The 12,348-nt window shown below is 30.7% G+C and carries 18 protein-coding genes and 1 tRNA gene; 4 read left to right on the forward strand and 15 right to left on the reverse strand.

The window, feature by feature from the left end:
- Positions 1-664 precede the first annotated feature (664 nt).
- From raiA to rpsP, 5 genes are all read right to left on the reverse strand, one after another.
- Positions 665-1,228 (reverse strand): ribosome-associated translation inhibitor RaiA, encoded by a 564-nt coding sequence (gene raiA, locus OIF36_02125; protein MCV6599265.1) that lies wholly within the window; start codon positions 1,226-1,228, stop codon positions 665-667.
- A gap of 158 nt (positions 1,229-1,386) precedes the next feature.
- Positions 1,387-1,764, reverse strand: coding sequence for a 50S ribosomal protein L19 (gene rplS / locus OIF36_02130; GenBank protein ID MCV6599266.1), 378 nt, complete (start codon positions 1,762-1,764; stop codon positions 1,387-1,389).
- A gap of 1 nt (position 1,765) precedes the next feature.
- Positions 1,766-2,479, reverse strand: a complete 714-nt coding sequence (gene trmD, locus OIF36_02135) for a tRNA (guanosine(37)-N1)-methyltransferase TrmD (protein ID MCV6599267.1) — start codon at positions 2,477-2,479, stop codon at positions 1,766-1,768.
- A complete protein-coding gene (gene rimM, locus OIF36_02140; protein ID MCV6599268.1) occupies positions 2,467-3,000 on the reverse strand; it encodes a ribosome maturation factor RimM in 534 nt (177 codons plus the stop codon). Before rimM ends, trmD begins: the two co-directional genes overlap by 13 nt.
- 20 nt (positions 3,001-3,020) lie before the next feature.
- On the reverse strand, positions 3,021-3,437 hold the full coding sequence (gene rpsP / locus OIF36_02145; GenBank protein MCV6599269.1) for a 30S ribosomal protein S16: 417 nt from the start codon (positions 3,435-3,437) through the stop codon (positions 3,021-3,023).
- A gap of 271 nt (positions 3,438-3,708) precedes the next feature.
- Here rpsP and OIF36_02150 point away from each other — a divergent pair, with 271 nt between their 5' ends.
- Positions 3,709-4,962, forward strand: a complete 1,254-nt coding sequence (locus tag OIF36_02150; GenBank protein ID MCV6599270.1) for a DNA photolyase family protein — start codon at positions 3,709-3,711, stop codon at positions 4,960-4,962.
- A 74-nt stretch (positions 4,963-5,036) separates the two neighbouring features.
- Here the strand turns inward: OIF36_02150 and OIF36_02155 are convergent, their stop codons facing one another.
- Positions 5,037-5,786 (reverse strand): YebC/PmpR family DNA-binding transcriptional regulator, encoded by a 750-nt coding sequence (locus OIF36_02155; GenBank protein ID MCV6599271.1) that lies wholly within the window; start codon positions 5,784-5,786, stop codon positions 5,037-5,039.
- A 124-nt stretch (positions 5,787-5,910) separates the two neighbouring features.
- On the opposite strand from OIF36_02155, the gene OIF36_02160 reads away from it, so the two are divergent.
- Positions 5,911-6,354 (forward strand): nucleoside deaminase, encoded by a 444-nt coding sequence (locus OIF36_02160; GenBank protein MCV6599272.1) that lies wholly within the window; start codon positions 5,911-5,913, stop codon positions 6,352-6,354.
- A gap of 134 nt (positions 6,355-6,488) precedes the next feature.
- On the opposite strand, the gene OIF36_02165 is transcribed toward OIF36_02160, so the two are convergent.
- Together OIF36_02165 and OIF36_02170 are read right to left on the reverse strand one after the other, a co-directional pair.
- The gene (locus OIF36_02165; protein MCV6599273.1) at positions 6,489-6,689 is read right to left on the reverse strand and encodes a cold-shock protein; all 201 of its coding nucleotides are present in this window, start codon (positions 6,687-6,689) and stop codon (positions 6,489-6,491) included.
- A 373-nt stretch (positions 6,690-7,062) separates the two neighbouring features.
- Positions 7,063-7,139 (reverse strand) — tRNA-Arg (locus OIF36_02170).
- 116 nt (positions 7,140-7,255) lie between these two features.
- On the opposite strand from OIF36_02170, the gene yecR reads away from it, so the two are divergent.
- Positions 7,256-7,603 (forward strand): YecR family lipoprotein, encoded by a 348-nt coding sequence (gene yecR / locus OIF36_02175; GenBank protein MCV6599274.1) that lies wholly within the window; start codon positions 7,256-7,258, stop codon positions 7,601-7,603.
- Positions 7,604-7,659: 56 nt separating this feature from the next.
- On the opposite strand, the gene OIF36_02180 is transcribed toward yecR, so the two are convergent.
- The 6 genes from OIF36_02180 to rpmH all read right to left on the reverse strand — a co-directional run bounded on the left by OIF36_02180 (position 7,660) and on the right by rpmH (position 10,784).
- On the reverse strand, positions 7,660-7,833 hold the full coding sequence (locus OIF36_02180; GenBank protein ID MCV6599275.1) for a hypothetical protein: 174 nt from the start codon (positions 7,831-7,833) through the stop codon (positions 7,660-7,662).
- 52 nt (positions 7,834-7,885) lie between these two features.
- On the reverse strand, positions 7,886-8,206 hold the full coding sequence (locus OIF36_02185; GenBank protein ID MCV6599276.1) for a hypothetical protein: 321 nt from the start codon (positions 8,204-8,206) through the stop codon (positions 7,886-7,888).
- 126 nt (positions 8,207-8,332) lie between these two features.
- The gene (gene yidC, locus OIF36_02190; protein ID MCV6599277.1) at positions 8,333-10,060 is read right to left on the reverse strand and encodes a membrane protein insertase YidC; all 1,728 of its coding nucleotides are present in this window, start codon (positions 10,058-10,060) and stop codon (positions 8,333-8,335) included.
- A complete protein-coding gene (gene yidD / locus OIF36_02195; protein ID MCV6599278.1) occupies positions 10,050-10,304 on the reverse strand; it encodes a membrane protein insertion efficiency factor YidD in 255 nt (84 codons plus the stop codon). Before yidD ends, yidC begins: the two co-directional genes overlap by 11 nt.
- Positions 10,304-10,660 (reverse strand): ribonuclease P protein component, encoded by a 357-nt coding sequence (rnpA, locus tag OIF36_02200; GenBank protein MCV6599279.1) that lies wholly within the window; start codon positions 10,658-10,660, stop codon positions 10,304-10,306. Before rnpA ends, yidD begins: the two co-directional genes overlap by 1 nt.
- Complete coding sequence (gene rpmH / locus OIF36_02205) at positions 10,653-10,784, reverse strand: 50S ribosomal protein L34 (protein ID MCV6599280.1); 132 nt, start codon at positions 10,782-10,784, stop codon at positions 10,653-10,655. Before rpmH ends, rnpA begins: the two co-directional genes overlap by 8 nt.
- A 111-nt stretch (positions 10,785-10,895) precedes the next feature.
- Here rpmH and OIF36_02210 point away from each other — a divergent pair, with 111 nt between their 5' ends.
- Positions 10,896-11,291 (forward strand): SufE family protein, encoded by a 396-nt coding sequence (locus OIF36_02210; protein ID MCV6599281.1) that lies wholly within the window; start codon positions 10,896-10,898, stop codon positions 11,289-11,291.
- On the opposite strand, the gene OIF36_02215 is transcribed toward OIF36_02210, so the two are convergent.
- A complete protein-coding gene (locus OIF36_02215) occupies positions 11,284-12,243 on the reverse strand; it encodes a hypothetical protein (GenBank protein ID MCV6599282.1) in 960 nt (319 codons plus the stop codon). The genes OIF36_02210 and OIF36_02215 overlap by 8 nt on opposite strands.
- Positions 12,244-12,348: the final 105 nt, after the last annotated feature.

A 12,348-nucleotide genomic window follows, 5' to 3' on the forward strand; every position in this document is an offset into this window, starting at 1 on the left:
AATTTATAAGCAGAATGTAAAGATAAAAATTTAATACCTTATTATAAGTCTTTTACATATTTATGATTATAATTTTATATAAGGTAGTACAAAAAAACTTATTATCTGTTCGTCATTCCCATATCCATACTCGGTCATTCCGCGAAAGCGGGAATTTCACTGTGCTACGGAGTTTGAATTAAGATTCCACAAGCTCGAAAAGATTCTTCGTTACACTCAGAATGACGATATAATAATATAGCATGGTGAAAAGATTTTTCGACTCCTTGCAGTCGCTCAAAATGACGAGAAAAGGAAAAGACACACTGCCGTATCCCAAGCCCGTCATTCTGATGAGCAGAGCGAAGAAGAATCTCATTGTGTTAAAGCAATGTCAAACTTTCTATTTGTCGTCATTATGAACGGACACACTTTTCTAGTAGTGAAGAATCTCACTGTGCTACTGGATGTAAATCAAAATTACTCAGGCATGAAAAGATTCTTCGTTACACTCAGAATGACGATATAATAATATAGCATGGTGAAAAGATTCTTAACTTTGTTCAGAATGACATAGAAAAGCAAAACAGGATTTTAAAAAATTTTAGATTATGAAAAAGCCCCCGTGTAGTACATAGTAGTACTTGAGGGAGCTTTTTTGTAAAAATAAAATTTAATTAAAATCCTATTTTGATGATGGGTCTACCCAACCAATGTTATCATCTTCTCTTCTGTAAACCATATTGATTTTATTATTTGAAGAGTTTATGAACATTAATGCATTTAAGTTAGCTAGTTCTAATCTCATAGCTGCATCAGCAACAGACATTGTTTCAACACTGTTTTCGATTTCAGCAATAATAATATGATCTTCATCATGACCTTCTTCTTCAGAAACTGGAGCTTCAACGATATAAGAGTTAATAACTTCTTTTGCTTCTGCACCTAGTTTTCTGTGATGATCTTTAAGTCTGTTTTTATGCTTTCTTAGTCTACCTTCTAAAACATCTAGACAAGCATCAAAAGCTGGATAAGCTTCATCCGCTTTACCATGAGCTTGAAGATTAATACCTTTGTTTGCATGAATTAGAATCTCTGCCTTGAAAAAGTGGTTATCTTTTGAGAAAACTACTTTAGCTTCAATTGGATGATCGAAATATTTATCAGCAACTTTTGCTAACTCATCATTAGCATATTGAGATAAAGATGCCCCAACATCCATTTGTTTACCTTCAACTTGAATTTTCATTTTGTATCTCCTTATTTACTTACTACTATATTGTGTTATATAGTAATAGAACAAAAACTTCTTTTAGTAAAGAGTTTTTTATACTTTCTTTTAAAAAAATTTTATTTAAGAAAGAAGTGCTGGACACAAGTGTCAGCACTTCTTGATTTAAAGCAAAATTATTTTGTTCTACCTTCTTTTCTACCAGTAGTTCTTTCTTTAATTCTAGCCGCTCTACCTCTTAGCTCTCTCATGTAGTAAAGTTTAGATCTTCTAACATCACCAGCTCTTACAAGAGTAATAGATTCAATTTTTGGAGAATATAGAGGGAATCTTCTTTCAACACCTTCGTTTGAACTAATTTTTCTAACTGTGAAAGATGAGTTTAAACCTCTGTTTTTTCTAGCTATACAAACACCTTCAAATGCCTGTATTCTTTCTCTTGAACCTTCAACGATTCTAACATTAACTCTAACAGTATCACCTGCTGAGAAAGCAGGAATATCTTTATTAAGATCTTCAACGTGCTTTTTGTTTAATTTTTCAATGATATTCATATTAATATCCTTTCCTAATTTCTTCATGTTTTGCCCATATATCTGGACGATTTTGTTTTGTAATTTTTTCAGATTCTTCAATTCTGTATTTGTTTATATTTTTGTGATGACCTGACAATAAAATCTCTGGAACTTTGTGTTCGTTACCTTTGTTATCAATCCAAACAGCTGGTTTTGTGTAATGAGAATACTCTAAAAGATTATTTTCAAAACTTTCTTCTCCTGCTGTTTCAGAATTTCCCATAACACCTGGCAACAATCTAACACAAGCATCGATCATAGCCATAGCTGGCAATTCTCCACCTGAAAGCACAAAATCTCCCATTGAGATTTCTTCCATATCATAAGCTTCAATAATTCTATTATCAACTCCTTCATACCTTCCACATAGAATAGTAAATTCATCATCTTTAATGATTTCTTTTACCTTATCTTGAGTAAGTCTTTTGCCTCTTGGAGACATAAAGTAGAATTTGTTTTTTTGCAAATTATTATCTAGTATAGCTTTTTCAAGAACATCACATTTGATAACCATTCCAGCACCGCCTCCATATGGAGTATCATCTACTGTTTTGTGGACATCTTCTGCATAGTCTCTAAAATTGATAGGGTTAAGAGCCCATATATTCTTCTCTAATGCTTTACCATTTAAAGCTTTTGAAAAATAATCTGTAAGCATTTCTGGAAACAGAGTTAATACATTTACTTTGTGCATAACACCTCTCCCTTATTGCTAATTGCTGACTCTTCATTAATTTGAACAAATCCATTTTCTATATCAACATTAGGAACTGTATCTTTAGTAAAAGTAAGCATGTAATAATCACCACTATCTCTTACTATTTCCAACACATCACCCGCTCCAAAGTTAAATACATTTCTAACAACACCGAAATCTTCATTGTTAGAATCTTTTACTTTCAAGCCTTCTAAGTCAGATACAAAAAACTCATCTTCATTCAAGCTAGGCAATAGAGATTCATCTAAATACAATTTAGTATTTCTTAATGCATCGCTATCATCTCTAGAATCAATTCCTTCAAGCTTAACTAAATATAAGTTCTTATGCTTAACTAAACTTTTAATATCAAAAAGTTTATTACCATCTTCATCATTTACAGAATCTAAGCTAGCAATGATATCTGTTGATTCAATATATAAATCAACTTTAACAAGTCCTCTTACACCATGTGATGATGTAATTTTACCTATTAACATTTGAGTATCATTAGCCATTTTTAATATCCTTTAAATTATTAAGCTTCTGCTTCTTCTTTAGCTACTTCTTCAGCTGCTGCTTCTTGAATTTCAGATTCAGCTGCTGCTTTTGCTTCTGCTTCTGCTGCTGCTTTTTCTTCAGCTCTCATTTGAGCTTTAGCTTTTGGCTTAGCTTTATTAGGGTTGTTTTTTTGTGCTGGCATTTCTGCAATACCTGCTTTACCTAGGAATAGAGCCACTCTATCTGTTGGAAGAGCTCCAACTGATAACCAGTATTTAGCTCTTTCAGAGTTGATTACAACTCTATTTTCGTCTTCTTTTGATAGCATTGGGTTATATGTACCAATCTTCTCAATGAATCTACCATCTCTAGGCGCTCTGTTATCTGCTGCTACGATTGAGTAAAATGGTCTCTTTTTGCTACCACCTCTTGCCAATCTAAGTTTAACTGCCATTTGTTTTTCTCCTTATTTTTTAAACTTTCTGCCTTAAACTCTTTAAATTTAAGGTATAAGCAAAGCAAACATTAGCGAACGAAACTCGTAGACTAATGGGACCCTCGGGCCTTTCTTTTAATGTTATACCTAAAATATATTGATTTAAGTTGAGTAGAAACTAACACAGATTCGCATTATTGTCAATAAATAATTATTATTTTATAATTCATTTGATTTAAAAAAGTAAATAAACTATACTAGGTTCCATATCAAAATAGGGATTATATTCATGAGAAATTTAGTTATTTTTAACAGAGATCTAAGGTTATCAGATAATTTAGCACTATTTAATGCTTGCAAATCTGGAGATATATTACCAGTTTTTATATACAACGAAGCAAATTATGGAAAAGCCAGTAAAGTTTGGCTTCACCACTCTTTGATATCTTTTCAAAAATCATTAGAAAATAACCTAGCTATCATATCAGGAAACTTAGAAGAAGAAATAAACAAAATAGTTAAAGAATATAAAATTGATAAAATCTTTATGAACTCTTACGAACAAGTAAAGATAAGTACAAGTGCAGAAATACACACTTACAATACTAATTTTCTTTTCTCTTATGAAGATATACTAAAAAAAGATAATTCTCCATATAAAATATTTACTCCTTTTTATAAAAAATCACTTATATTGTTAGACAAGTGTCGCAAACCTCTAGATGCTCCTAAAGAAATAAATTTCATAAAGCACAATTTAAATAAATCTATTGAAGAACTTAAATTACTACCTACACTAAATTGGCATAAGACAATAATGGATAGCTGGAATCCTGGAGAACATTCTGCACAGGCAAAACTCAATAACTTCATTAACAATGACTTAAAACATTACGGTGATAATAGAGATTTCTTAGGAGAATATTGTGTATCAAAACTTTCTCCTCATATAAATTTTGGAGAAATATCCCCTATCCAAATTTTACATCAAGTGCGAGATAACTCTTGCGATTTCATAAGAGAATTAATATGGAGAGAGTTCGATTACTATACATATCATTACAACCCTCATATTATTAATGAGAATCTAAATAATACATTGAATAATTACAAATGGAATCCTGATAAAAAAATGCTGAAACTTTGGAAAGAAGGTAAAACTGGATACCCTATTATAGATGCAGCCATGAATGAGCTAACCAACACAGGATATATGCATGGCAGAACTCGCATGATAGTTGCATCTTTTTTAATAAAAAACATGGGAATAGATTGGAGAGAAGGAGCATCACATTTCAGAGACTTTCTATTAGATGCTGATGATGCTATCAACAGCTTTTCTTGGCAATGGTCTGCTGGCAGTGGATTCGATTGTAATCCATACTTTAGAGTCTTTAACCCTGTAACTCAAATGAATAAATTTGACAAAAACAGAGATTACATAAAAAGAAATTTAATTATAGATGATTGTTATCCAAATGAAATAGTTGATTTAAGCAAAAGCAGAGATGATTTTATCAAAGCTGTCAAGGATACAAAATAGTCTTAATAAAAAATTAAATAAAAAAAAGACCTTGCTTTTAGCAAGGTCTTTTCTATCAATAATATAGTATAAAACTATACTATTTTTTCTAAAATTTCTTCTGAAATATCTGCATTAGTATAAACCTTCTGCACATCATCATTATCCTCAAGAACATCAATTAATTTTAATAGTGATGTAGCTTGTTTTTCATCTAATTCTGTTAATGTGTTAGGAATATAAGAAAGCTCTGATTCAGAAGCATCTCCATATTTTTCACCTAGAGCATCTCTAACAGATGTAAAGTCTTCAACTGCAGTTCTAATCTCATGAGTTTCTCCTTCAGAGATAACATCACTTGCACCAGCTTCAAGAGCAGCTTCAAAAATATCATCTGCAGAAGCCACTTCTGCAGAATAGACAATAACTCCCATTTTTTCGAATGCAAAATCAAGAGCCCCTGTTTCTCCCATATTACCACCATATTTAGTAAATGTTGATCTAACATCAGAAGCAGTTCTATTTTTGTTATCTGTAAGAGCTGTAACCAAAATACCAACACCAGCAACACCGTAGCCATCATATCTCATTTCTTTATAATCTGCTCCACCTTGACCAGGCATACCAGATTTAATAGCACTATCAATTCTAGAGTTTGGCATATTAGCAGATTTAGCATTTACAATAGCACCACGAAGTCTTGGATTCATAGAAGCATCTGGAGAACCGCCCTCTTTTACAGCAACAGTTATTTCTCTTGCAATTTTAGCGAAGATTTTAGCTCTTTTTGCATCTTGAGCACCTTTTCTGTGTTGAATGTTTTTAAATTTACTATGTCCTGCCATTTTTTATCTCCTAATTTTTGTTAAACACCTGAATCTTACAAGCATAAAACTTCTTTAAAATTTAACTTATAGTCTTCTAACATTTTTTCTAGCTTTTTTCAAGTTTTAATTTATAATACGATTTATGGATTACATGATTGAAGCAATTAAAGAGGCAAAGAAAGCCTATAAAAAAGATGAAGTTCCTGTAGGAGCTATTATAGTTGATAAGACAACAAATAAAATAGTTGCCAGAGCTCACAATCTTGTACAAAAAAAGAAAAATGCTTCATGTCATGCCGAAATAATTGCTATAAACAAAGCTTGCAAAAAAAAGAAATCAAAATATTTAAATGATTGCGACATATATGTATCTTTAGAGCCTTGCACCATGTGTGCTGGAGCAATATCTCTAGCTAAATTGAATAGCCTACACTTCTCTACGGAAGATAAAAAAGGCGGAGCAATTAAAAATGGAGTTAAATTCTTTGAACAAAAAAGCTGTCATCACAAAATAAAGATTTATAACGGAGAATACAAAGAACAAAGTTCAAAACTTTTACAAGATTTCTTCAAAAGCAAGAGATAAAAACATAAGCTATTAATAAGTTATTATATATTAGCAAACTATTTAATAGATTTAACACAATAAAAATTTCAACTTTAAATAAAAAAACCCCTGCTTTTACACAGAGGGTTTTTAACAAATAATAATTGTAGTTATTAAGCTTTAATATTTTCAGCTGATTCTCTACCTTTAGATTCAACGATATCAAATTCTATATCTTGACCTTCATCTAAAGTTCTCATTCCTGCTTTTTGAAGAGCTGATATGTGAATAAACACATCTTTTGCACTATCTTTTGTTTCTATAAAACCATAACCTTTTGTGCTATTAAACCACTTTACTTTTCCTTTTGCCATAATTCTTATTCCTTTCTTATGAACAGTTAATATAAGTTATCCTAAAATCGTAAACAACTTTTAACCATATAGAAATAAGCTTTTAACAATAATCTGATTACTAAAAACAGCACTATAGTATATTAACATAAAAAAGTCTAGCTTTATTATTCTTTTTTTATTAAATAACAACCCTGATAGGACTTCTTTCATTCAGTCGCTCCACTCCTTGTGAAAGTTGCAACTTCTAACTTTTCATGCGGGCTCTGCCCTGTGAAAAGAAGAACAATTGTCGAACCTTTAAGGTTCTCATTCAAACAACATCACAATTTTACAATATTTATATAAGAAAATAGATTAGATAAAAAAATATTTTCCATAGAAATATTGTAAATGGCGACCCTGATAGGACTCGAACCTACTACCTACAGATTAGGAATCTGTCGCTCTATCCTGATGAGCTACAGGGTCATCCTCATATCTTATAAAATATAACATAGCAAAAATCAAGAGAAACATTAAATGTTGACTTTTTTAACTTAATAATATACTTTCTTTATTAGAAACAATAAAAAGAGGTTTATTTCATGAAAAAATTTATTATATTAGCCATAGCTTGTCTATCTCTAAGTTCTTGCTTTCAAGCTCATACAGAAACATTTTTAATGGATGGAGGAGATTCTAAAGTATATTTGGGATATCATCAAAAAACCACAGAAGAGGTTAACATAAACTGGAAAAATGCAAAAGCCAAAGCTATCAAATATTGTCGTCATGAATTAGACTATAATGATGCAGAAAAATTTGGCAAACCGAAACAAGAATGCATAGAAGAGAACTCTACAGATGGAGTCTCATATTGTGTTAAGTACGAGGTATCTGTTCCTTATAAATGTTTAATTAAGAATGCAACTACTGAAGAAATGTATAAATAAAAATTAAAAATAATCTAATAAAATAAAAAGCTCTGTGAAACACAGAGCTTTTTGTATTAATAACCTCTATAACTATAGTTATTGGACTTTATGCCATCGGGATTACTACGATAATGAGGAGCAACATAAGTTCCATTGCTTCTATAATAACCGTTAACTCTGACTCTAGCAAAACTATTGCTAGATAAAACAACTAATCCCAATAAGATTAATAAAAATACTTTTTTCATTTTAAAATCCTCCCTTTAACAGAGAGGATTATATATTAAAATAGTTAATTTATTATTTATTTCTTCTTCTAATAGCAAAATAAGTTGTATCATAATTTAGAGTTTCTGCACCTCTAGCTCCATTAATTGGATCCCATAATATAGAAAGAGGCCATAATAGCAAATTAGCAACACCATATCCATATTGACGAGTGTAGAAAGATCCTCCTCCAGGTAAAAGCCCTAAGAAAGCCGCTGCCGTAGGGTCTTTTTCTTGAACCTCTAAACCATCTGCTTTCCACTCTCTAAGCTCAGATTTTTGTATAGAGTTTAGAGGAGTCGCACAACCACTTAGTAAAAATGATACAGCTAAAACTGACAATATTTTTTTCATACTATTTTTCCTTTCTTTTAAGCATTTAAGCAATAATATATAAAAAATTAAACATTATCAAGTAAAAAAATATAAACCCCAGATAAAATCTGAGGTTTAAAAAATTATATAAAAAATATTAAAAATCTATTTTTTTGGCCCATGTGTTTTTATAAAGAACACTTGCTGACAAATAGCAAATATATTACTAAATGTCCAATAGATAACTAATCCAGAAGCAAATCTTCCTAACATGAATACAAACAACACTGGCATAAATGCCATAGCAAGAGCTTGAGATTTATCCTCAGGCTTTGGATTAATTTTTTGTTGTAAAAACATTGTTATACCCATTAATAATGGCCAAACACCAATTGATAATATAGCTGGATGATTCCATTCCAATAAACCAAACAATGTAAATATATTTGTAGGGTCTGGAGCTGACAAATCATGTATCCAACCAAAGAACGGAGCCTGTCTCATTTCAATAGAAATAGATAACACTTTATAAAGAGAGAAGAAAATAGGAATCTGTATCAACATCGGCAAACAACCACCCATTGGAGACACCCCCTCTTTCTTATAAAGCTCCATAAGTTTCATTTGAAGTTTTTGCTTATCATGACCATACTTATCTTTTAAATCTTTTACTTTTGGTTGTATCTTCTTTGTCTTGCTCATGCTAGCATAAGATTTGTTAGCAATTGGGAATAAAGCTATTCTTAACATAATTGTAAAGATCAATATAGCGATACCAAAGTTATTCACTATTCCACCTATTGTATTTAAAATATAGTAAAAAGGCTTTGTTAGAAAGTAATACCAACCAAAATCAATTGTTTTATCAAACAAAGATATACCTTGTTCAGACATATATTTATCTATTAGATTAAGCTCTTTAGCACCAGAGAATAGCTTACTATTATATGACTTAGAAGATAAATTTTCTATATACTGAGGCTCTGACTCAATCTCTATAAAATAAACATCGTGCCCGTTAATTTTATCATATTTAGAAGTTATACTGTTTTCACTTTCAAAGATAGAGCTAACTAACCAATATTTATCTGTGAAACCGAACCAACCACCAACTGTTGAATTTTCTACAGTTTTTTCTTTCTTTAATTTTCTATAAGACTTATCAAATATAATCCCATTTATATTTCCTATAGCTCCCTGTTGAGTAGCTCTCTCTTTTTTCTTTGGATCTGGCTTTTGTTTTTCTTTAACTATTTTTGTATATGGAGTAACAGCAACAACTTTACCGCTTTCATTTTTAAGAGATTGCTCTACACTGAACATATAGTTATCATCTAGAGTAATCTTTTTACTAAATACTAGCCCCTCTCCATTATCCCAAGTCAGTGTAACTGATGAGTTAGCTTCCAGAACTTCGTTATCACTACTCCATACTGTATTAACACCTGGTAATTTAACTAACTTATCATTAGATTTCCAACCATACTCTACAAAGTAAGGAGTGGTTCCTTTTTGCAATAGTTTAACATTTTCTTCTTTTGAAACATCTGTAAAATATTTATTAAGACTTAAATTACTTAGCTTTGCTCCTTGTAAAGAGATTTCTCCTGACAATTTATCTGTATTTATTTTAATTGATCCAGCATTATTATCTATGTTTTCAAAAACAGAGTTAATATCCTCTTGCAAAACTAAATCTTGTTCTTTTTGCTTTTCAATAAGCTCTTGCTTCTTTTGTTCAATAACCTCAAGCTTTGGCTTCTCTACAAAATGCTTATAAGCAAATAGTATAACCATAGACAAAATAAGAGTAACCATAAAATTATTTTTAGGTTTTAGTTCTACATCATCGGTTTTAACTAATTCTTTATCTTTTTTATTATTATCTGTCATGTTTTTTTAAACCTCTATTTTTCAACTCTTCTTTTGTAGGGACGGGATCAAATCCATGAGAGCCCCAAGGGTGGCATTTCATTAGCCTTTTTATAATCAATTTTAATCCAGTCTTGCATCCATGTTCAGTTATAGCATCTACAGCATAATTTGAGCAACTTGGAGTAAATCTACAATGACTTGGTAAAACTGGTGACACCAATTTTTTATAAATCGTTATAAGTGTTAATAAAATAAATTTCATTATTTTTCTAAGTTTAACCTCTTTAAGCAATGTTTCATACTTTTTAACATATCAGAGTATTCTGTGTCAAGAGTGCTTTTTCTTCCTATCAAAACAAAATCAACACCATCTATAACATTATCTTTAAGAGTTTCCTTAGCTAAAGCTCTTAATCTTCTTTTTATGCGATTTCTCACAACAGCTTTTTTACTAACCTTTTTAGATACCGTAAATCCGATTCTATTCTGAACAATTCCCTCTTTCTTTTTTATTTGCATAATGAAAGCTGGACATACCCATTTCAAATCGGATTTAGATATATCTATAAAATCTTTTCGTTTTTTAATTATCGAAAATTTTTTATTTAATTTAAGCACTTAATTTTTTTCTACCTTTTGCTCTTCTTTTAGCAAGTACTCCTGTACCAGCTTTTTTTCTAGCGAAGAAGCCTAGTTTTCTTTTCATTTTTCTCTTTGTTTGAGACTGTAATGTTCTTTTCATTTGTATAATTCTCCTAAAATTCTTTTATGAACTAAAGTATATACATTAAAACCCTTTTTTTGTCAAGAGTTTTAACTTGATTTTTTTATGTTTACATATATAATAGCCATCATGAATTTATTAGATATTGAAAATGACTTTGCTTTATTAAGCGACTGGGAAGACAGATATGCCTACATAATAGACCTAGGCAAGGGCTTGCCAAACATGAGCTCAGAACTAAAAAACGACAAGACAAAAGTTGATGGTTGCACATCTCAAGTATGGCTAACAGAGACCCAAAACTCAAGTAAAGAAAGCTTAGAATTTGTAGCAGATAGCGATTCTACAATAGTAAAAGGATTAGTTGCAATATTACTATTGATATACAATGGTAAATCTGCTAAAGAAGCAAAAGAGATAAACATCGAAGAAGTATTTACTAAACTAGGTCTTGAAGGTCATTTATCTGTAAACAGAAGAAATGGCTTTTTCTCAATGGTTAAAAGAATTAAAAACTCTATTTAGAAGCAGTTTTCCTAATAGATTTCTTTTTAGTAACCGCTTTCTTAACCTTTGAAACTGACTTTTTAGCTTTTACAACTTTACTCTTAGTTTCTGGCTCTTTTATTTTAGCTTTAGGTTTTCTTTTAACCTTATGCTTAGCTAGATTTTCTTCGATCAAATCATCCCATTTATTAGAGCTCAACCAAGCTTTTCTAGTAATTCCAAAAGGAATTGTATCAGGGAAAATTCTATATGGAGTATTCTCTATAGCGAATTTATACCCCTCATCAAAAGATGGTAGCTTAAACTTAGGATTAATTTGAACCGCAAAGAAAGCCCAGAAAATATCCTCTTTCTTATCAAACTTCCTGATTAAACTATGAATAGCTCTTTTTCGACCAACCATGTTTTGTAGATGAATCCAAGCACCATATCTTTTTAATCTACTCCACCATCTCCATTCTAAAAATAGCTTTCTAGATTGTCTATTCTGAGGAACCAAGTGTATTGTTTCTCTATCAAAAATTTCTATAAACTCATCAATTTTTCTAAGAGATAAAGCACCCTTACCTACTCCACCTATAACAGATTTGCGATTCTCTTTATTTCTTCTAAACCACGGAGCTCCTATATAACTATAGTCTTTTTCAGCCCATTTATCCAAATCTTCATCATCGCCAAAAACAACACTACCAATCTTATGATAAAGCATATAATCATAATCTTTAAAATAGGAATAGAATTTTTTGGACATTAGCATTGCAAGAGCTGTTTTTCTAGTCTTAAACCTTCCAGGAGAAAGCCTCATTATTTTAAAACCAGCTGTATTAACCCCCTTTAAATCAAAGTTTATAGGGCATAATATATACTTATCATGTTTTTTTAAGTTATTCTTTAGGCATTTTAAGGAAACCTTATCCTCTTTGGATAATTCTTCATAAATAGGAACAACTACTACTGTCTTTTTACTCATGACAACCACCTCACTTTCTACCCCTTATATTTATATTTAACGACCTTTTACAACAAATTGCAAGATTTTTTTATAATATAATTAAAAGCTTGCATAATATAGAAT

The sequence above is a fragment of the Alphaproteobacteria bacterium genome, from assembly GCA_025800285.1.
Taxonomy (GTDB): domain Bacteria; phylum Pseudomonadota; class Alphaproteobacteria; order JAOXRX01; family JAOXRX01; genus JAOXRX01.